This window comes from Emcibacter sp. SYSU 3D8, assembly GCF_039655875.1.
Taxonomy (GTDB): domain Bacteria; phylum Pseudomonadota; class Alphaproteobacteria; order SMXS01; family SMXS01; genus RI-34.
The window spans coordinates 1,153,052-1,173,503 of the sequence record NZ_JBBYXK010000001.1 but is presented as its reverse complement, the minus strand read 5'-3'; the positions used below and the strand labels follow the sequence as shown (position 1 = coordinate 1,173,503).

19 protein-coding genes are annotated in these 20,452 nt (G+C 66.4%); 14 read left to right on the top strand and 5 right to left on the bottom strand.

The genetic code is table 11. The features are described 5' to 3' along the window. Positions 1-201 precede the first annotated feature (201 nt). On the top strand, positions 202-630 hold the full coding sequence (locus WJU21_RS05555; protein ID WP_346322375.1) for a hypothetical protein: 429 nt from the start codon (positions 202-204) through the stop codon (positions 628-630). Between the two features lie 18 nt (positions 631-648). Here WJU21_RS05555 and WJU21_RS05550 read toward each other — a convergent pair whose 3' ends face one another. Further along, the gene (locus tag WJU21_RS05550) at positions 649-1,437 is read right to left on the bottom strand and encodes a DUF1295 domain-containing protein (RefSeq protein WP_346322374.1); all 789 of its coding nucleotides are present in this window, start codon (positions 1,435-1,437) and stop codon (positions 649-651) included. Positions 1,438-1,577: 140 nt separating this feature from the next. Next, positions 1,578-2,816 (bottom strand): acyl-CoA dehydrogenase family protein, encoded by a 1,239-nt coding sequence (locus tag WJU21_RS05545; protein ID WP_346322373.1) that lies wholly within the window; start codon positions 2,814-2,816, stop codon positions 1,578-1,580. Positions 2,817-2,885: 69 nt separating this feature from the next. Between WJU21_RS05545 and WJU21_RS05540 the strand changes: the two genes are divergently transcribed. The 7 genes from WJU21_RS05540 (at position 2,886) to WJU21_RS05510 (ending at position 10,639) form a co-directional block, all read left to right on the top strand. Continuing rightward, the gene (locus tag WJU21_RS05540) at positions 2,886-4,103 is read left to right on the top strand and encodes a threonine ammonia-lyase (protein ID WP_346322372.1); all 1,218 of its coding nucleotides are present in this window, start codon (positions 2,886-2,888) and stop codon (positions 4,101-4,103) included. Between the two features lie 36 nt (positions 4,104-4,139). After that, positions 4,140-4,907, top strand: coding sequence for an SDR family NAD(P)-dependent oxidoreductase (locus tag WJU21_RS05535; RefSeq protein WP_346322371.1), 768 nt, complete (start codon positions 4,140-4,142; stop codon positions 4,905-4,907). Between the two features lie 10 nt (positions 4,908-4,917). Next, positions 4,918-6,303, top strand: a complete 1,386-nt coding sequence (locus WJU21_RS05530) for an amidase (protein ID WP_346322370.1) — start codon at positions 4,918-4,920, stop codon at positions 6,301-6,303. 76 nt (positions 6,304-6,379) lie between these two features. Continuing rightward, positions 6,380-7,723: an AMP-binding protein gene (locus tag WJU21_RS05525; protein ID WP_346322369.1), complete on the top strand. Its 1,344-nt coding sequence runs from the start codon at positions 6,380-6,382 to the stop codon at positions 7,721-7,723. Further along, positions 7,720-8,625, top strand: coding sequence for a class I SAM-dependent methyltransferase (locus tag WJU21_RS05520; RefSeq protein WP_346322368.1), 906 nt, complete (start codon positions 7,720-7,722; stop codon positions 8,623-8,625). Before WJU21_RS05525 ends, WJU21_RS05520 begins: the two co-directional genes overlap by 4 nt. Then, the gene (locus tag WJU21_RS05515; protein WP_346322367.1) at positions 8,622-9,407 is read left to right on the top strand and encodes a hypothetical protein; all 786 of its coding nucleotides are present in this window, start codon (positions 8,622-8,624) and stop codon (positions 9,405-9,407) included. The genes WJU21_RS05520 and WJU21_RS05515 overlap by 4 nt, the downstream gene beginning before the upstream one ends. 2 nt (positions 9,408-9,409) lie before the next feature. Continuing rightward, the gene (locus WJU21_RS05510; RefSeq protein ID WP_346322366.1) at positions 9,410-10,639 is read left to right on the top strand and encodes a chorismate-binding protein; all 1,230 of its coding nucleotides are present in this window, start codon (positions 9,410-9,412) and stop codon (positions 10,637-10,639) included. A 7-nt stretch (positions 10,640-10,646) separates the two neighbouring features. Here WJU21_RS05510 and WJU21_RS05505 read toward each other — a convergent pair whose 3' ends face one another. Next, complete coding sequence (locus WJU21_RS05505; RefSeq protein WP_346322365.1) at positions 10,647-11,417, bottom strand: SDR family oxidoreductase; 771 nt, start codon at positions 11,415-11,417, stop codon at positions 10,647-10,649. A gap of 202 nt (positions 11,418-11,619) precedes the next feature. Between WJU21_RS05505 and WJU21_RS05500 the strand changes: the two genes are divergently transcribed. Then, on the top strand, positions 11,620-12,405 hold the full coding sequence (locus tag WJU21_RS05500; protein ID WP_346322364.1) for a class I SAM-dependent methyltransferase: 786 nt from the start codon (positions 11,620-11,622) through the stop codon (positions 12,403-12,405). 9 nt (positions 12,406-12,414) lie between these two features. Further along, positions 12,415-14,562 (top strand): acetate--CoA ligase family protein, encoded by a 2,148-nt coding sequence (locus tag WJU21_RS05495; RefSeq protein ID WP_346322363.1) that lies wholly within the window; start codon positions 12,415-12,417, stop codon positions 14,560-14,562. A gap of 7 nt (positions 14,563-14,569) precedes the next feature. Here the strand turns inward: WJU21_RS05495 and chrA are convergent, their stop codons facing one another. Continuing rightward, positions 14,570-15,916, bottom strand: a complete 1,347-nt coding sequence (chrA, locus tag WJU21_RS05490) for a chromate efflux transporter (protein WP_346322362.1) — start codon at positions 15,914-15,916, stop codon at positions 14,570-14,572. 221 nt (positions 15,917-16,137) lie between these two features. Here chrA and WJU21_RS05485 point away from each other — a divergent pair, with 221 nt between their 5' ends. Then, positions 16,138-17,019, top strand: a complete 882-nt coding sequence (locus WJU21_RS05485; protein ID WP_346322361.1) for an NAD(P)-dependent oxidoreductase — start codon at positions 16,138-16,140, stop codon at positions 17,017-17,019. Beyond that, positions 17,019-18,239 carry a glycerate kinase gene (locus WJU21_RS05480; RefSeq protein ID WP_346322360.1) on the top strand — a complete coding sequence of 407 codons (1,221 nt, stop codon included), beginning with the start codon at positions 17,019-17,021 and terminating at the stop codon, positions 18,237-18,239. The genes WJU21_RS05485 and WJU21_RS05480 overlap by 1 nt, the downstream gene beginning before the upstream one ends. A gap of 107 nt (positions 18,240-18,346) precedes the next feature. Here WJU21_RS05480 and WJU21_RS05475 read toward each other — a convergent pair whose 3' ends face one another. After that, positions 18,347-19,021 (bottom strand): helix-turn-helix domain-containing protein, encoded by a 675-nt coding sequence (locus WJU21_RS05475; protein WP_346322359.1) that lies wholly within the window; start codon positions 19,019-19,021, stop codon positions 18,347-18,349. A gap of 278 nt (positions 19,022-19,299) precedes the next feature. Between WJU21_RS05475 and WJU21_RS05470 the strand changes: the two genes are divergently transcribed. Together WJU21_RS05470 and WJU21_RS05465 are read left to right on the top strand one after the other, a co-directional pair. Beyond that, the gene (locus WJU21_RS05470; RefSeq protein ID WP_346322358.1) at positions 19,300-19,911 is read left to right on the top strand and encodes a carbon monoxide dehydrogenase subunit G; all 612 of its coding nucleotides are present in this window, start codon (positions 19,300-19,302) and stop codon (positions 19,909-19,911) included. Between the two features lie 37 nt (positions 19,912-19,948). Beyond that, a complete protein-coding gene (locus tag WJU21_RS05465) occupies positions 19,949-20,419 on the top strand; it encodes a (2Fe-2S)-binding protein (RefSeq protein ID WP_346322357.1) in 471 nt (156 codons plus the stop codon). Positions 20,420-20,452: the final 33 nt, after the last annotated feature.

Genomic DNA, 20,452 nt, shown 5'->3' with positions numbered 1-20,452 from the left:
GGGTGGGCGAATACTTAGGTGAACTAAAAGAGTGATCTCAAAAAAAAGGGGCAGCACTGCTGCCCCTTTTCTTTGTGGTTAATCCGATCATTTTAAGCAAATGTGGGATTTGTATTGCAACCGGTACGACATGCCTGATATATGGCGAACAGGGGGCGAAAACGGGGGGATAGAAGTTACCACTCTAGGGGAGTGTGTGTGATGCCTCACGAACACTACGACAGTGACGGGGAACTGTTGGTCCGGAGCCTGTGTTGGCTTGCTATATGGGCAGGACAGGTCCTGTGGCTAACTGTGGGGCCGGATCATAGGCTTACTATTGCAGTAATTAGTGTGTTTACTGGTCTAATATCTCTTCTAGCGATTGCGTGTTACAAAGATCCGATTCTTTATCGGCTGACAATTAGCTCGCAAGTATCTCCAGAAAGGTTTTTGAGCAATTTGATGCTCATGGCGTTCTGCAGCGGATTTGGAACCTTCTCCTTATATATCTTTTATCAATGGAAGGCTTTATCTGATGGTGATTTTGGCTTTCGAGAGATTATTTTTGTGGTTCATCTGCCGCTGTTACTTGCCATGATGAGGATTGCAACAATTGTTGGTTGGCGACGTCTATCAAAGCCAGGTTGAAGCTACCGCTATGTACGCTTATATGGTTCGGTTACTCGGCGGCCAGGGAATGAAGCTGCTGGTGCGCTTGATATAGGTCCGGTAGCCGGGACGGTGGCCGCGCATATGCCGCTCGGCCAGCGGTACGCCCGATACACGGGTCAGCAGCACGGTAACCAGTACCGGACTGCAGACGGTCAGGGCGACCCAGGGCGACGGACAGGCGGCGAGCCACAGGCCCCACCACACACAGGTCTCGCCAAAATAATTGGGGTGCCTGCTGAAGCGCCACAGGCCCTTGTCCATCACCCGGCCTGCATTGGCGGGGTCTTGCCTGAACCGCCACAGCTGTGCATCGGCCACGGCCTCGAAAATGAACCCGGCCAGGAACAGGGCCGCGCCCAACGCGGTCAGCGGATGGGACAGGGCGCCGGCCGGCGACAGGCCGATGCCGAGCTGCAAGGGCAGCGAGATCAGCCACATCAGCGCGCCCTGCAGCAGGAATACGGTGACATAGCTGCGCAGCGGCCAGCGGGCGCCGCCCGACTCGCGCATGGCGCGGTAGCGCCGGTCCTCGCCATGGCGCAGGTTCCGGCGCAGCAGATGAAACCCCAGGCGCAGCGACCACAGCGCCGTCATGGCCGCGAGCAGCAATGCGTGGCTGGTGGGCAATGCCGTCATGGCCAGCGTGACGGCAACGACGAGGGCGAAACCCGGCCCCCAGAAGGCGTCGGCGATGCTGGCGTCGCGCCGCGCCAGGCTGACCAGCCACAGCACGGTCATGGCGATCCAGATGGAGATCGCGGTGGCGGCGAATATTCCGGTCATGGCCCGCCCTCCGTTTCGGCGCGGTTAGGGAACGGAATTGTTACGGCCGCCGGCCGTCCGTGGATGACCGGCACCGGACAAGAAAACGCGGGCCGCAGGGGCCCGCGTGAAGTTGAGGGTTGTGGATAGTCTGAATATAGTCATTCCGCGGCGATATTGTGCAGCCTTTCGCGCTTCTCGCGCTGTTTTTTCAGCTCGACCTTCGCCACGGTCCGGCGGTGGACCTCGTCGGGACCGTCGGCAAGCCGCAGGGTGCGCTGTCCGGCGAAGGCGCGGGCCAGCGGGAAGTCGGACGAGACGCCGCCGCCGCCATGGATCTGGATCGCCCGGTCGAGCACTTTCATGCACATATTGGGCACCGCCACCTTGATCTGGGCGATTTCGCTGCGCGCGACCTTGTTGCCGTATTTGTCCATCATCCAGGCCGCCTTGAACACCAGCAGGCGGGCCTGCTCGATCTCGATGCGGCTGTTGGCGATCTGCTCCTCGACCACGCCCTTGTCCGACAGCCTCGAGCCGAAGGCGACTCGGTCGTCGGCGCGGGCGCACATCAGCTCCAGCGCCCGCTCGGCGGTGCCGATCGAGCGCATGCAATGATGGATGCGTCCCGGCCCCAGCCGCGCCTGGGCGATCTCGAAGCCGCGGCCCTCGCCCAGCAGGATGTTGGAGACCGGCACGCGCACGTCCTCGAACAGCACCTCGCCGTGGCCGTGTGGCGCGTCGTCATAGCCGAACACGGGCAGCCAGCGCTGGATGGTGATGCCGGGCGTATCGCGCGGGATGACGATCTGCGACTGCTGCTGGTGCTTCGGCGCGTCGGGATTGGTCTTGCCCATGAAGATCAGCACCTTGCAGCGCGGGTCCATGATGCCCGACGTCCACCATTTCCGACCGTTGATGACGTAATCGTCACCGTCGCGGACGATGCTCGATTCGATATTGGTGGCGTCCGAGGAGGCGACCAGCGGCTCGGTCATGGCGAAGGCCGAGCGGATCTCGCCGTCGAGCAGCGGCTGCAGCCACCTGGCCTTGATCTCCTCTGAACCATAGCGTTCGAGGATCTCCATGTTACCGGTGTCGGGCGCCGAGCAATTGAATGTTTCCGACGCCAGGCCCGAATGCCCCAGCAGCTCGGCGATCGGCGCATATTCCAGGTTCGACAGGCCGAAGCCCTTGCGCGATTCCGGCAGGAACATGTTCCATAGGCCGGCCTCCTTGGCCTTGGCCTTCAACTCTTCCATCACCGCCGGCACGCACCAGCGGCCGCCGTCCTCGGTCTGCTGGGCATAGACCTTTTCGGCAGGCACCACATGTTCGTAGATGAACGATGCAACGCGCTCCTGCAATTGCTTCACTTTGTCGCTAAACTCAAAATCCATGATCTGTCCCCGAATGAGTGCTGAACCGGCTCCTTCGCTTCGTCGCGCGGCGCTTCTGGTGATTCGGCGATGATGTTAGCAGATATCCAGAAGGCGGCTGACGCGATTCGCGGCGCCGTGCCGGAGACGCCGTTTCACCATTCGGTGACCCTGTCGGCGGTCACCGGGGCCGAACTTTTCATCAAGTTCGAAAACCTGCAATTCACCGCCTCGTTCAAGGAACGCGGCGCGCTGAACCGGCTGTTGAGCCTGACGCCCGGGCAACGGAAGGCGGGTGTGGTCGCCATGTCGGCGGGCAATCACGCCCAGGCCGTCGCCTATCACGCCAGCCGGCTGGGCATCGCCGCCACCATCGTCATGCCGGGCGACACGCCCGAGGTGAAGGTCGCCGCCACAAGGGCGCATGGCGCCGTCGTCGTGCTGGAAGGCGCCACCCTGTCGGATTCCGAGGTGGAAGCGCGCCGGCTGGCCGGGGAACAGCAGCTGGTGCTGGTGCATCCCTACGACGATCCGGCGGTCATCGCCGGCCAGGGCACGATCGCGCTGGAAATGCTGGCGGCGCAGCCGGACCTGGATGTGCTGGTGGTGCCGATCGGCGGCGGCGGCCTGATCGCCGGCATGGCGACGGCCGCAAAGGCGATCCGGCCGGACATCGAGGTGATCGGCGTCCAGGCGCAGCGTTGCCCCAGCATGGACGACGCATTGCGCGGCCGCGCGCCGGCGCCGTTCACCGGCACCATCGCCGAAGGCATCGCGGTGAAGCGGCCGGGCTCGCTCGCCCTGCCGATCATCCGCGACAAGGTCGACGGGATCGTGCTGGCCGACGAAGGCCAGCTGGAGCAGGCCATCGCGCTCTACATCGCCATCGAAAAGACCGTGGCCGAGGGCGCGGGGGCGGCGGCGCTGGCCGGTATCCTGGCCGAGCCGGAACGATTCCGCGGCCGCAAGGTGGGCGTGGTGCTGTCGGGCGGCAATATCGATACGCGGCTGCTTGCCTCGGTGCTGATGCGCGACCTGGTGCATCAGGGCCGCATCGCCCGGCTGCGCATCGACATTCCGGACCGGCCCGGCGTGCTCGCGGTGGTGGCGGGCACCATCGGCGAGGCGGGCGGCAACATCCTGGAGGTGCAGCACAACCGTACCTTCTCGCACACCCAGGCCAAGGAGACCGATCTGGGGGTGGTTATCGAGGCGCGCGATCCAAACCATCTGAAGGCGATTGTCGGCGCGCTGTCCGCCGAGGGCTTCCGGGTGCGATTGCTTGACGCTGACGGGCCGGGGCAATAGCGTCCGGCCGCTCATGACACAAGACGGGGATATTCCATGGCGCTGCCCAATTTCGACCTGACCGGAAAGGTCTGCTTCATCACCGGCACCACCAGCGGCCTTGGCCGGCAATTCGCCCTGTGCCTGGCTGAGGCGGGGGCGAAGGTGGTGATCACCGGCCGCCGCAAGGAACGGCTGGAGGCATTGGCGAAGGAAATCAACGACGCCGGCGGTTTCGCCTGGCCGATCGCCTTCGACGTCACCGACCTGCCGGCGGGCGCCGCCGCCATCGCCGAGGCCGAGGAGAAGGTGGGGCCGATCTGGTGCCTGGTGAACAATTCGGGCATCACCATCATGGGCGCGAGCCAGAAGATCGGACAGACCGAGTACGATCAGGTGATGGACACCAATCTGCGGGCGCCGTTCTTCCTGAGCCAGGAAGTGGCCAAGCGGATGATCGACCGCGGCGCGCCGGGCCGGATCATCAACGTGGCGTCGATGCACTCCTATGTGGAGCTGAAGGGCGGCATCACCTATTGCATGTCCAAGGCCGCGGTGCAGATGATGACCCAGGTGATGGCGCTGGAATGGGCGCGCTATGGCATCAAGGTGAACGCCATGAATCCGGGCTATATCCGCACCGACATCAACAGCGAATATTACGACAGCGAGGCCGGCCAGAAGGACATCAAGGCATGGCCCATGCGCCGTATCGGCAAGGATACCGACCTCAATGGCCTGCTGCTGCTGCTGGCCTCCGAGGCCAGCGACTTCATGACCGGCACGGGCGTTCGTATCGACGACGGCCAGCCGCTGGGCTTCTGAGGAGGACGCCATGACCGACCTTGTCCAGCTTTCCGCGACCGAACTTGCCGCCCGCTACAAGGCTGGAACGCTGTCGCCGGTCGAGGTGGCGCAGGCGGTGTTCGAGCGCATCGACGCCCGGAACGAGGGTGTGAACGCCTTCATCCTGCTCGATCGGGAAGGCGCGCTGAAGGAGGCCGGCAAGTCCGAGGCGCGCTGGAGCAAATGCAAGCCGAAGGGGCCGCTCGACGGCGTGCCGGTCTCGATCAAGGAGCACATCGACGTCAAGGGCTGGCCCAGCCGCAATTCATCGCCGGTCATTCCAGCCTCGCACCGGGCCGAGCGTGACGCGCCGCTCACCGCCCGGCTGCGCGAGGCCGGCGGCATCATCCTGGGCAAGACCGCCACGCCCGAATTCTGCTGGAAGGGCGTGACCGACAGCGCGCTCCACGGCGTCACCCGCAATCCCTGGGACCAGGACAAGACGCCGGGCGGCTCGTCGGGCGGCGCGGCGGCGGCCTGTGCGCTGGGCATGGGCGCCCTCCATGTGGGCACCGATGCGGGCGGCTCGGTCCGCATCCCGGCGGCGTTCTGCGGCGTGTTCGGGCTGAAGCCCACCCAGAACCGGGTGCCGCACAATCCGGGCAGCGTCTCGGCGCTGATCTCGCAGGCCGGTCCGATCACCCGGACGGTCGCGGACGCGGCGCTGATGCTGAACGTCATCACCCGGCCCGACATCCGCGACCCGCTCGCCTTGCCGGCCGACGCCGATTTCGCGGCCGGCCTCGAGGACGGGGTCAAGGGCCTGCGGATCGCGTTCTGGGACGGAACCCGGCTGATCCCGTTCGATCCGGAGGTGACCGAGGCGCTGAAGGGCGCGGCGGAGACCTTCCGGGCGCTGGGTGCCGAGGTGGTCGAGGCCGATCCGGGCTTTGACAACCAGCTTTCGACCTTTCTCGCCTTCTGGCAGCCGATGAGCGCCCGCTACCTGGAGAATGCAAGCGAGGAGGCGCTCGCCGCCAGCGATCCGTTCCTGGTGCGTTCGGCGCAAAAGGGCGCGCTGCAACCCATCCTGCGGCATTACCAGGCCATGGCGGACCGGGGCGCGCTGGCCGAGCGCATGGCGCGGTTCCATCAGGATTTCGACCTGCTGCTGTGTCCGGTCACGCCGGTACCGCCGTTCAAGGCCGGGCGGGGCATCTATGGCCCCGAGGGCGAGGCCTACAAGCGCACCTGGACGCCGTTCACCTTCCCCTTCAACATCTCCGGCCAGCCGGCGGCCAGCGTGCCCTGCGGCTTTACCCGGGCGGGCCTGCCCATCGGCCTGCAACTGGTCGGTCCGTGGAGCGCCGACGCGCTGATCCTGCGCGCCGCGCGGGCGTTCGAATCGGTTCGGCCGTTCACGTTTCCGGACTGACCACCAGCAAGCCGCCTCGGCAATGTCGCAAATCCCGGAAACCATGTAGAGTTTCCGGGAAATCGAGGGGTAAGGGTTGCTAAGGTCCCATTCTCAATCGCTGGTCTGGCCGGCAGTCATCGACCCGAAGCAGGCGCAGGCTTTTGCCTATCTGAGCCAGCTGGAGCGCAGCCAGTGGATGAAACCCGAGCGGCTGCGCCGCCTGCAGGCAGCGCAGCTGGCGCTGCGGCTGCGCCATGCCGCCGCGACCAGCGCCTTCTTCGGGCCCAGGCTGCAGGGACGCGAGATCGATCAGCGTACGGCGTTCGATGTGCTTGGCACGCTGCCGGTGCTGACCCGGGCCGACATGCAGGGCAGCGGCGACGGCATCTACTGCGAACCGCCGAAGGACCACGGCACGGTAAAGGTCCTGCGCACATCCGGCTCCACCGGCCAGCCGGTGGCGGTGCGTTGTACGGCGGCGTGTTTCTCGCTGCGCGGCGCGGCGACCATGCGCAGCCTGGGATGGCGCGGTCTCGACATCCGGAAGAGCTTTGCCGCGATCCGCGCCAGCATCAAGACGGGGACCGTCGACAATCCCTTGCGATATCGGGGCTGGGGCGCCCACCTGTCGGCGCTGTTTCATACCGGCCCCGCGATCGGCCTGCCGATCAATGTGCCGGTGAGCGGGCAACTGGAGTTCCTTGACCGGTACAAGCCGGCCTATTTGCTGACCTATCCGTCGAACCTGCGCGCCCTGGTCGACAACGCGCCGACAAGGCCGGCCGGACTGGAATGCGTGATGACCATCGGCGAAACCCTGTCCGACGATCTGCGGGCGGACATCCAGGCCCGCTGGGACGTGCCGCTTTTCGACGAATACAGTTCCGAGGAGATGGGGCCGATCGCCGCCCAGTGTCCCCACGGCAACTACCATTGCACAGCCGAGGCTCTTGTCGTCGAGGTGCTCGACGACCAGGGACGGCCTTGCCAGCCGGGAGAAATTGGCCGGGTCGTGATTACCGACTTCGCCAATTTCGCGACCGCCATGCTGCGCTACGAAATCCGGGACTATGCCGAAGTGGGCGAGCCCTGCGCCTGCAAGCGCACCCTGCCGGTGCTCAAGCGCATCGTTGGCCGCGAGCGCAATCTCATGCAGCTGCGCGACGGCAGCCGCTTCTGGCCGCAATTCGGCATGCGGGATCCGCAGGCGACCCGGCTGGTCAAGCAGTACCAGATCATCCAGACCAGCCTGGACCGCCTGGAGATGAAGGTGGTCGCCGATCATCCGCTGACCGGGGATGAGCGGACCTGGATCACGACGCTGGTACGCGAACGGCTCAGGCATCCGTTCGACGTGGTCATCGAGCAGGTGGAGGGCGAGATTCCCAAGGGACCCAACGGCAAGTTCCACGAGTTCATGTGCATGGTGGGCGCATGAGCACGGCATCGGTCCCGGCCCGCGCCGGCATGTCCGCGGCGGATGTGGAATTGCTGGAATCAGCGCTTCTCGCACATGGCTGGGCGCCCGGCCTGTGCCAGCACGACGCCCGCACGGAAAGCTGCGCCTGGTACCACGGCGCCTGGCAGACGCTGAGGATGCTCGGCCTGATGTCCACGTCGGGCGTCAATGCCGCCCATTACGCGGCCGAACTGGCCCGGTCCCGGCACGATCCGTCGTTCCGGAGGGTGCTGGTCACCGGCTCGGCCGATTATGCCATGCTGAAGCTGATTGCCGACTCGCGCGATCCGTCGGATGCGCCGCTGACCTATGTGGTGCTCGACCGCTGCGCCACACCGCTGCGAATCTGCGAATGGTATGCCCAGCGGCACGGTCTGCATCTCGAGACCCTGCACCAGGATGTGCTCGACCCGCTTCCCGAAGCCGCCTTCGACGCGGTCTATACGCATGCGTTCATGGGGAATTTCGATGCCGACGACCGCCAGAGGCTGGTGCGGCAATGGGCGCGCGTGCTGCGGCCCGGCGGCCGCGTGGTTACCGTCCAGCGGGTGCGCGACGACTATCCCGGCGACATCGTGAGCTTTTCCGACGCTGAGGCGGAGGCGTTCGTTGCGCGGGTGGCCGAGCTGGCGCCGGCCTTGTTGCCGCCCGCCGCCGCCGGCCTTGATGTGGTGGCCATGGCGCGCGAGCATGCGCGGCGCTTCCGGGCCCTGCCGGTGCGGTCGGCGGACCGGCTGCGCGGCCTGTTCGAGGACGCCCGTTTCCGGCTCGACCGGTTCGAGCGCAGCGCGCCGGACGGACCAGCCGGCGTTACCGGTCCATCCGTCCCGAACACCGCTGGCCACTACCTGATCACCGCCGAAAGGCTTGCGGCCGAATGACCATCAATCCGAATATCGTTTCACTTATCGACCGCTGCGAGCGGCTCTGGGCCGCCGAGGCGGAGGTGGCGAGAACCTACTGGGATTCGCCGATCCGCACCGTGGAGACCGACCGCTTGTGGCTGCTGCGCCAGATGTACAAGGAACTGCTCGACGGCGCGTTGCCCAGCCTGCACTGGGCGCGGGACAATTTCGACGGCATTGCCGGTCCGGATAGCCGGTCCGAATTCCTCGAGGAAATCGATGTGCTGCGCGAGGAATTCATCCACTACAAGGGCTTCGCCGAAGTGTTCGAGGCGCTGGCCGGCACTACGCCCGACGCTGCGGCCCTGCGCGACCTGGGCGCCTGGCCGGAAAACGACCGGCTGCAGGCGTTGCGCGCCCAGCACCGGCGCGATCACGGCGCGCTCGGTCTGCGCGCCCAGCGCTTTACCGAGGGCGGCTATTGCACGCTCTATTCGGAAGGCATGAAGCTGGCGGCGCGCGAGGGGGTCGACGGCATGATCGCCAGGGCGTGCGCGGTGGTGTTCAACGACGAGTTTGGCCATATGCTGCGCGGCATCGCCCATCTGGACGACGCCGTTGGCGGCCTCTCCAGCGCCGAGTGGGCGCAGCTGGGAGAACTGGTCGAGCAACAGCTCAGCCACCGCATCGTCATGCGGAACGCCCAGTTTTCCAACCCGGTGGCGCCTGACCGGCTGACGGCGATCCAGAACGGCGCCTGCGAGCCGCTGTCCTTCGACTACCAGCGCGCCTTCGGGCAGACGCCGTCGCGGGCGTGACCGTGGCGACGAGCCGTTCGCCCGTCCCCCTGCACTGCGCACGCGGCGACGCCAGGTGCAATGGCGCCAGGCTCGTGCGCGCGCTGGAGGCGGCGGGCGTGCCGGGACCGTTCTTCCTCTACGGCAGCGAGGCTTCGGTCAGCCTGTGCGCGGGCGCGCGGGAGCGGCTTTCTCCCGGACGCGAGGATCGCGGCGATGTCTGGGGCCGCGTGAAGACGTTTCTGGCCGCGCACCATGACCGTCATGTCTTCGGCTTCTTCGGCTTCGATCTGAACGGCGGGCCCGGGGATGCACGGGCCTCGCCGTTTCCGGATTGCTGGCTCGGCGTCGCGGATCTGGCGCTGCTGGTCGGTCCATCCTCCTGGACGGCCCTGGGGGCCGTGCCGGTCCTGACCGACGTGCCCGCATGCACATGCGGCGACAGGCCTGTGCACTACGCCGCCGGGCTGGACCGGTCACGGCCGGACGAGTATCGCCGGACGGTGGAAGCGGCACTCGCCTGGGTCGGCGGCGATCCCCGCAAGCGGATGACCGTCGCCCGTCGCCTGTCCCTGCCGTCTGTCGACATGCTGCGCTCGGTATCGTGCATCCCGTCGGCCTGCGATCACAGCCGCAGTTTCTACCTGGATCTGGGTGAGCTGGGACTGACCGGCCAGTGTCCCGAAGTGCTGATGGTGGGCGACCGGGAGGGATTTGTGTCCTACAAGCTGTCCGGCACGTTTCCGCGCAGCGACGATCCCGCAGCCGACGATGTTCTGCGGCGCCAGTTTCAGGTCGATCCCAAGAACCTGGCCGAGCACGCCAATTCCGCCGCCTCGTTCGGCATGGCGCTGTCCGGACTGGGCGCGGTGACCTCGACCGGGCCCGAGGTGCTCGACCTGCGACAGCTTCGTCACCTGATGACGCGGTTTCAGGTGGCCTACAGCACCGGGTGCGGTGTCGCCGACGGGATCCGCGCAGTCCTGCCGCTGGGCGTTGCGCCGGCGGCCGGCGGCTACCACGCGCTGATGGCCGCGGAAGCCGGCGCGCGGGGGCCGTTCTACGGCCTGGTCGGGCTGATCGAGCCCGGCGGCGCCGTCTCCATGACCCAGGTCCTGCGCACGGTCTACCGCGCGCAGGACGAGTTCTATTCCTGGGTGGGCGCGGCCGTGACCAGCCAGTCCACGCCCGACGGCGAGTGGACCGAGACCATGATCAAGCTGGGCGAGGTCGGCCTCATACTGGCCGACTGACCGGTTCCTAGCGGCCGAAGTCCTCGGCCGACGGGAATTTGCCCAGCTGGGCGCCGCCGCTGATCTGCAGATTGATGCCGGTGACAAATGCCTCGTCGCTGGCAAGCCAGAGCGCCGCGTTGGCGATGTCATCGACCGAACCCAGCCGCGGCAGACGGGTCTCCCTCAGGAACGCCTTCGGCACCACGGGCGCTGCCGCGATGATTCCGTTGGTCATTTCGGTGGGAATGAAGCCCGGTGTGATGGCGTTCACCCGGATGTTCTGCTTGCCGTATTCGTTGGCGGCGATGATGACCGCATGATCGACGCCGGCCTTGGTGGCCGCGTAGGCGGTCATGCCCTGCGGGTGAAGCGTGGCGGTCAGCGACGAGGTCATGATGATCGAGCCGCCGGATTCCGGCATGGCCGCCGCCATGTGCTTGATGAACAGGATGGCGCCGGTGAACTGGATGTCGATGGCATCCTTCAGCTTGCTGGCGTCGATGTCGGCGATGGGCGACTGGACGTTGATGCCGGCGAAGTTCACCGCGATGTCGACACGGCCATACTTGTCGGCGGCCGCCTTGGCGAGGGCCTGGATCTGTTCGTCGCTGGCGATGTCGCAGGCGACCGCGGTGGCGCCGATCTCGGCGGCCAGTGCTTCGAGCGGCTCCAGCCGGCGCGCCGCGATAACGACCTTGGCGCCTTCCTCGACAAACCGGCGTGCCGTGGCCTGGCCCATGCTGCCCTTGCCCGACGCTCCCATGACGACGGCAACCTTGCCTTCAAGACGTCCCATCATTTCCTCCCTGTCGATTGAATGTGGCGGGCAGGGTACATCCCAATGGGGTGGACGTCGACAAGCCGCGTGATAAAGTCCCGCATCCATGCATATTGGTGATGGCGCGCCCGGCGTGGCGCGGCGGTGCCCCATGGACTAATATGGAGTGGTGGCCGGCGCGGATGTTGCCCCCGGCCGGCAAGCTGAAGGATCGATCCTAATGGCCGAACGCAAGGCGTCTCAGTTGGCGCTCCACGCAAATGCTCCGGCGGCCAGCTACGAAGATTTGTTCCAGCTGCGCGGCGCGCCATACGACAGCGCGATGAGCCGCTATCCCGAAGCGCGGCGGGAGGAGTTCCTCAACACCATCGCCCGGGCAAACCTGGAGGCGGGCGCGCTGGTGGCGGATGTGCCGGCGGGCGGCGGCTATCTGGCGAAATATCTGCCGCAGGGATGCGTCTGGCTGGGTCACGAGCCCTGCGCCTCGTTCGGCCACGGCGCCACCGAGCTCGACCGCGACCTGCTGCCGCTGCCCTGGCCCGATGCCAGCGTCGATGCGGCGCTGTCCATCGCCGGCGTGCATCATCTTGACGACAAGCTTCCACTGTTCGCCGAACTGGCGCGGGTGGTGAAGCAGGGCGGGCGGCTGGTCCTTGCGGACGTCCATGAAGCGTCGGCGGTTTCCCGCTTTCTCGACGGCTGGGTCGACCGGCACAACAGCACCGGCCATGAAGGCAATTATCTTGGCGGCCATACGCCGGGCGAACTCCGGCAGGCGGGCTGGGATGTCCTGTCCGCCGAACGGGTTCCGTTTCACTGGCGGTTTGCCAGCCTCGCGGACATGGGAGAGTTCGCTCACAGCCTGTTCGATCTTCGCACGTCGTCGCCGGCGGATACGGCCCGCACGATCGGAGCGGAACTGGGCGTGGACACAATGGCTGACGGCGTCGGTATGCGGTGGGAATTGTACATGGTGGTGGCGACGCCCCTGGCCTCGCGCGCCTAGAGCACAACCATGACCGGACCAACGACGACAGGCACGGCCCCTCGCTGCATCTTGAAGGTGGTCCGGCGGGCCTATTCGCGTGGCGGCTTCGGCTATGGTCTGAGGCAGGAATTCCTCAAGGCCGTGATCGAATACGCGGTTCCGCAAGATGCCGACTGGGATGCGGTCGACAGGATGCTGTGCGCGGTGATTCCGCGCAGCGGCGCCGATCTGCCGGACCCCGCAGCGGCCACGATCGGCAGCCGGATGTTGCACTGGACCGCCGAACTACAGCGTGCTGGCGGCCAGCCTGTCTTCGGCCACGGCAAGGTAATCGGCGTCGGGGCAGGCAGCGGGGCGCTCGTCCTTGCCTGTCCCACCGTCAATGTGGCTGCGGCAAGCGAGGCCCTGCTGATTGTCGCCGACCTGATCTCCGGCGCGATCGACGGCGCAGGGGCCGAGGTCGCCGGGGTTGCCCGCCAACGGATCGATTCCTTCGTGAAGTTTTATTCGACCGACCGCCTCGGCGGGTCGAACACGCCGCTGTTCCTCAGGGCAGCTTTCGACAGCGGCATGCCATGGTTCCGTGTCGCCGGTGATGTATTTCAGATCGGCATGGGCTCGAAGGCGCGCTGGATGGAGAGTTCACTGTCCGATGTGACGCCGGCGATTTCCATGCGGCTGGCGCGGAACAAGATTGCCGCTGCCGAACTGCTGCGCCAGGCCGGCCTGCCCGTGCCGGCGCACGAATTGGTACAGTCGGCTGCCGAGGCCGTCGCGGCCGCCGGGCGGCTCGGCTACCCGGTCGTGGTCAAGCCGGCGGACCGTGATGGCGGGCTCGCCGTGGCGGCCGGTCTGACAAGCGATGCAGGCGTGAGCCGTGCCTATGAAACGGCGCGGAAGGTCTCGCAGAATGTTCTGGTTGAAAAGCATGTGGAAGGCCGCGATTACCGCCTGGTGGTCCACGACGGCCGGATGGTTTGGGCGCTGGAGCGGGTTCCCGGCGGCGTGACAGGCGATGGAATCAGCACCGTGGAACAACTCGTCGTGCGCCTGAATCAGGAACCGGCGCGGGCCAAGCGCGCCGACGCGCCGCTCAAGCCGCTGAATTTCGACCGCGAGGCGGCGGAACTGCTGGCCGAGCATGGCCTGACTCTTCAATCGGTGCCCGCCTCGGGTCAGCGGATTCGGTTGCGCCGGGCCGCCAATGTGGCGTCAGGGGGAACGCCCGAAGCCGCATTCGAGCGCGTGCATCCCGATAACCGGCGCCTTGCCGAGCGGGCAGCGGCCGTCATGCGGCTGGACATCGCTGGCGTTGACCTGCTGATCCGTGACGTATCGCGGTCATGGAAGGAGATTGGGGCGGCGATCTGCGAGGTCAACGCCCAGCCCACCATCGGCAACACCACGGCCAGCCATCTCTATGGCCAGATGCTCAAACGTCTGGTGAAAGGCGATGGCCGTATTCCGATTGCCATGATTGTCGGCGTCGACGAGAACTCGGCGCTGCCAGCGCTGGTCACGCATATCCTCGAGGCGGCCGGACTGCGGACCGCCATCGCCTCGTCGCGGCAGGCCAGTGTCGGCGGCCGGACCTTGCACGATGCCCCTGGCAATTTGTTCGCGGCGGCACGTGCGGCGCTGATCGATCCGGATGTCGATGCGGTGGTGGCTGCGGTGTCGGATGCCTCGGTGCTGTCCTCATGCCTGCCATTCGACCGCTGTTCCACGATCGTGTTGGCCGGATCGAGGCTTGCGGGCGTGGCCGATTCCCCTGCCGCGTTCAACACCCTCGCCCAGTTGCTGCTGCCCGTCAGCCTGGGCGGCGTGGTCGTCGACTCCCGGCAGGACGCGTGGCGGCGTGTTCTGAAGTCAGCGCACAATGCGCAGATCCTGGTGGCATCGGCCGGGGCGGACCCGGCGAGCAGCACCGAACCGGACATGGCGGGACACGAGGCGGTTGTTCTCGACACCAGCAGCGGCGGATGCAGGCTCAGACTGGACGGGACCACGATCGACCTGGAGGACCTGGAATCGGGGGACGGCCCGCGGACAGCCTGCGCGCCGGAGGACATCGCGCTTGCCGCAGCGACCGGGTTGAGCATGGGGTTGGGCGTCGACGTCATTTGCAGCGGCCTCGCGGCGGCAAGGATCACGGTGGCGGCCGTCGCCGGCTGATTGTCCTTCAGCCGCGCACGAACACCTGCAGCGCCGCGCCGGCAACGGCGCAGCCGGCGAGGGTCGGCAACACGCCCCATTTGAACCGCATCAGCGCGATCATGGCGGCGGCGGCCAGCAGCAGCGCCAGCGGGTCCAGCGACGCCGGCACCGGCAGTTCCATGTCGAGTGGTCCCAGGGAAAACGCTCGATGGTCGGCGAACAGCATATGCAGCCCGAACCACAGGGCCAAATTCAGGATCACGCCGACGACGGCGGCGGTGACTGTGCTCAGCGCCATGGTCAGCGCGCGGTTGCCCAGCAAGCGCTCGACATAGGGCGCGCCCAGCAGGATCCAGAGGAAACAGGGTGCGAAGGTCACCCAGGTGGCGAGCAGCGCCCCGATCAGGCCGCCGATGACAGGGTCGAGCCCCGCCGCGTCGCGAAAGCCGGCGATGAAGCCCACATAGGTCAGCACCATGATCAGCGGCCCGGGCGTGGTCTCGGCCAATGCCAGTCCATCCAGCATCTCGCCAGGGCGCAGCCAGGCATAGGTGCCGACCGCTTCCTGCGCTACGTAGCTCAGCACCGCGTAGGCGCCGCCAAAGGTCACCACCGCCATCTTGGAGAAGAACAGCGCGATGGGTGCATAGACGCTGTCCCAGCCGAACAGGCCGACCAGCAGCAGCGGCAGGCTGCCCCAGATGGCAAGCCAGACGGCGGTCAGGCCCAGTGCCCGCCGCACGGTTGGCTGGACCGGAGACCGCGCATCGACCGCCATGAGCGCGGCCGGGCCGGCGTGGCCGGAAGGCAGGGCGATCAGGCTAGGCCTGATCCGCGCGGCCAGATAGCCGGCGAGGGCCGCGGCGGCGATCACCAGCGGGAACGGCAGCTTGAACAGAAACAGCGCAAGGAAGGCCAGCGCCGCGACCGCAACCATGGCCCGGCTCTTCAACGCACGCCGCGCCACTTTCAGCAGCGCCTCGACGACAATGGCGAGCACGGCGGCCTTCAACCCGAAAAACACGGTGTCGATCCAGGTGGTTTGCTGGAAGAGCATGTACGCCGTGCTGAGGGCGGCGATCACGCAGAATCCCGGCAGGATGAACAAAAGGCCAGCGACGATCGCGCCCCGTGTCCGGTGCAGCATCCAGCCGATATAGGTGGCAAGCTGCTGCGCCTCCGGGCCAGGCAGCAGCATGCAGAAATTGAGCGCATGCAGGAAGCGGTCTTCGCCCACCCACTTCTTTTCATCCACCAGGATGCGGTGCATCAGCGCGATCTGTCCGGCAGGCCCACCGAAGCTCAGCAGTCCGATCTTGCCGAAGGTGCGGAACGCCTCGCCGAACGAAACGTGGGGTGCGGGTGCTGTCATGCCATCCATCGCTATTGCTCCGTCAAGGGCGTCCACACGGATGCCGGAGGCGCCGCGCTTGGATGGATGGTCCATCTGCGGGGAGACGGCGATCCCCTCAAGAAGGCTATTCCGCCATCATCCGGTGTGCAACATGCATCGGTCCCGTGACGATCCGGTGACGGCCTTTCCTCTGCAGGGGAAGATTTCTATGCTGGCGCCGAACGACGAAAGGCAGGGCGATGGAGAAGGTGGCGTTTCTGGGCCTGGGCGTGATGGGGTATCCCATGGCCGGGCATCTCAGGGCGGCGGGTTACGATGTTTCGGTCTTCAACCGGACCAAGGCGCGCGCAGACGCCTGGGTGGCGCAGCATGGCGGCGCAGCCGCGGCCACGCCCGCCGAAGCCGCGGAGGGCTGCGCCATGGTGTTTTCCTGTGTCGGTAATGACGACGACGTGCGCCAGGTGATCCTGGGCCAGGATGGCGCATTCACCGCGATGGCGGCGGGCAGCATCCTGATCGACCACACCACGGCCTCCGCCGTGCTGGCGCGCGAGCTGGACGCCGCGGGCAAGGAACGCGGGATCGGCGTGCTCGACGCCCCGGTCTCGGGCGGGCAGGCGGGTGCCGAGAACGGCAAGCTGACGGTGATGGTGGGCGGTGACCCGGCGGTCTTCGACCGGGCGGAAGCCGCCATGAATGTATTCGCCAAGGCAGTGCGGCTGATGGGACCGGCAGGCCACGGCCAGCTCACCAAGATGGTCAACCAGATCTGCATCGCCGGCGTGGTGCAGGGGCTGTCTGAAGGCATCCATTTCGCCAAGCAGGCCGGACTCGATCCGCGCGCCGTCGTCGATGTCATCCGTCATGGCGCGGCGCAGAGCTGGCAGATGGAGAACCGCTACGAGACCATGACCGACGGCCGGTTCGAGCACGGCTTCGCCGTCAACTGGATGCGCAAGGATCTCGGCATGACGCTCGACGAATCCCGGCGCAACGGCGCCCACCTGCCGCTCACCGCGCTGATCGACCAGTTCTACGGCGAGGTCCAGGGCCTGGGCGGCGGCCGCTGGGATACGTCCAGCCTGATCGCCCGGCTGGAAGCGATGACCCGGCGCGACTGATGGAGCTGTTCCGGCGCATGTTCGCGGCGGCGGTCGAAGCGGCCCAGCCGGAGCATTGCCTGCCGCTGCATCTGCCTGTGCCGCCCGCCGGGCGAACCATTGTCGTTGGCGCGGGCAAGGCCAGTGCCGAGATGGCACGGGTGCTGGAGGCACATTATCCCGCGCCGGTCGAAGGATTGGTCGTTACCCGCCATGGCCACGGCGCGCCAACGAGCGGCATCGAGATCGTCGAGGCGGGGCATCCGGTGCCCGACGCCAGCGGCGAACGGGCGGCGCGGCGCATTCTGGGCCTTGTCGGCGGATTGACCGCTGACGATCTTGTTATCTGTCTGCTGTCCGGCGGCGGCTCGGCGCTCATGCCGCTGCCGGCGCCCGGCCTCACGCTTGCCGACAAGCAGGCGGTAACGGCCGCCCTGCTCAGGGCAGGCGCCCCCATCGGCGAGATCAACTGCATCCGCCGCCACCTCTCGGCGATCAAGGGCGGCAGGCTGGCGCAGGCAGCCCGGCCCGCGCGCCTGCTGACCCTGGCCATCTCGGACGTGCCGGGCGACGACCCACTGGTGATCGCGTCCGGTTCGACCGTGCCTGATCCCACCAGTTTCGCCGACGCGCGCGCGGTGATCGCCCGTTATCGCCTCGACGTGCCCGAGGCCGTTCGCCGTCACCTCGAGGCAGGCACGGACCCGGTCGCAGCGCCTTGGGGCGATTATGTGCTGGTTGCCCGGCCTGCCGATGCGCTGGCCGCGGCGGCTACCGTCGCCGAGACAGCCGGCTACAGGGCGGTACTGCTGGGCGATGCGGTAGAGGGTGAGGCGCGGGAGGTAGCGGGCCGGCATGCGGCGCTGGCGATGGATTATCTCGCGCGCGGAGACAAGGTGGCGCTGATCTCGGGCGGCGAACTGACCGTCACCATCGCCGGCGACGGCATCGGCGGCCCGAGCCACGAATATGTCCTTGCCCTGCTGGTCGCTTGCGGCGGGGATCCGCGCGTGTCCGGCATTGCCTGCGACACCGACGGCATCGACGGCGCCGCCGATGCGGCGGGTGCGTGGTTCGACGGCGGCACGCTGGCGCGCGCGGCGTCGGCCGGCATGGCCCCGGCGGACGCGCTCCGGCGCAACGATGCGGGTCGCTTTTTCGCCGTCATGGGCCAGCAGATCGTCAGCGGCCCGACGCACACCAACGTCAACGATCTGCGGGTGATCCTGGTCGATCCGTAGGACGCATGTGCCGCGGGCCGGAGTCCGCCGGGTCCCTGCATGCAAAGGCCCGCCTTGCAGCGGGCCCTGGCGATCGGTCCGGCGAACTTGCGACCGGCTGCGGGACGTTACTCGGCGGCGCGGGTGGCAACCAGCGGACGCAGCTCGCGCAGCCGCGTCTCAAGATAATCGAGCATCCGCTCGCTGTGCACGTTCGGGCGACCGTCGGCCAGGTTGAGGGCCATGCCGTCCAGCACATATTGCAGCAGGTCCAGGGCGGTCTCGAGACCTTCCGGATCGTCGCGCCATTCCGGGAACAACTCGCGTGCCGTGTCGGTCCATTCCTCATCGAACGCGGCCTGCGCCGGATCGAGGATTTCGGCCAGCTCGGGATCGGTCCGGCCGTTCACTTTCAGCTCGACGAAGGCGAAGAACAGCGGATGGGTCACGTGCGCCCAATAGGCCCGAAGCGCCGAGCGAAGCCGGTCCTTGCCCGGCTGGATCGCGGCGATGGCCTTGCGGAATGCCCGCAGCCTCTTGGTGTGCAGATGGTCGATCGCCGCCTTCACCACCTCGGCCTTGGACGGGAAGTGATGCAGCATGGCGCCGCGCGACAATCCGGCCCGATCGGCGATCAATGTCGTCGTCGTCCGTGCATAGCCGACTTCCACGAAGCAGGCGATCGCGGCTTCAAGCACCCGGCGCTGGGTTGCGGCGCTCTTCTGCGCCTGCCAGCCCATGGCCGCTGTCTGGCCATTGTCGAGGTTCAGGTCGCGCCGACGCGCGCGTCTCAGGACTGGCACTCTGGTTCTCCATCCAAACAAATCCGTCAGGACTGTCTAAAAAAGACAATCTGACGAGAATGTAGCTTTTTTCACTGCACTCGACCACAAAAACCGACCGGGGCCATGCGCATGACTGCGTTGAACTTTTGCCTTCATGTGCGACTGAGCGACGTGGCGCGCACCAAGGCTTGCGCTGGACATAAAACAAAAGACTTGGACATCAATCATCGAGGCTCTAGTTTTCCCCAGCGGTGACGCGAAGCTGCCCTGCGCGAGCCATTGGAGAGCATCCCGACATGGAAATGAACGGCGAATACCACATCCCGGCTCCGCGCCAGCGTGTGTGGGAAGCGCTCAACGACGCCGAAATCCTGGGCCGTTGCATCCCGGGCTGCGAGTCGATCCAGAAAACGTCGGATACAGCCATGTCCGCGGTGGTCCAGGCCAAGGTCGGTCCGGTCAGCGCCAAATTCACCGGTGACGTGACCCTTGAGGACATCGACCCACCCAACGGCTACACCATCCGCGGTGAAGGCAAGGGCGGCGTCGCCGGCTTCGCCAAAGGCACCGCCAAGGTGGCGCTGACCGATGAAGGCGACGGCACGCTGCTGACCTATGTGGTCGACGCCCAGGTTGGCGGCAAACTGGCCCAGGTCGGCGCACGGCTGGTGGCGGGCACCATCAAGAAGATGGCCGATGAATTCTTTGGCACCTTTACGGCGATCGTCGCCAGCGCGGAGCAGGACCAATCGGGGAGCCAGTCGCAGTCCCAGGGCCAATCGGCGCCATCGCCCGCTTCGGTCGCGCCGGCCATACCGGTCATGCCAAAGAAGCGTGGGGTCTCGCCATTCACTATCGGCGTTCTCGTGATCGCTGCCATTCTGGTGATATACTTCTTGGCGAAGTGACGGGATTCGGGGAGTTCTCAGGGATTATGGGGATAGCATGACGGTAAAAGTTACAACAACGGTGAACGGCAAGCCCGTATCGGGCGACGTGGAACCGAATACGCTACTGGTGCATTTCGTGCGCGAGAATCTGGGTCTGACGGGCACCCATGTGGGCTGCGACACCAGTCAGTGCGGTGCCTGCACGGTGCATTTGGACGGCCAGCCGGTCAAGGCGTGCACCATGCTGGCGGTACAGGCGGAAGGCCATCAGGTCACCACCATCGAGGGCATCGGCCAGCCGGGCAACCTGCACCCCATGCAGGCGGCGTTCCAGGAGAATCATGGCCTGCAATGCGGCTTCTGCACGCCCGGCATGATCATGGCCGGGATCGGCATCGCCGATCGCGCCAAGGGCACGACGCTGTCGGAAGAAACCATCCGCATCGAGCTCGAGGGCAATATCTGCCGCTGCACCGGCTATCACAACATCGTCAAGTCGATCGCCGCCGGCGCTCGCGACATGTAGTCACCGGACGGCGAACCGGATTTTCGCCGAAGA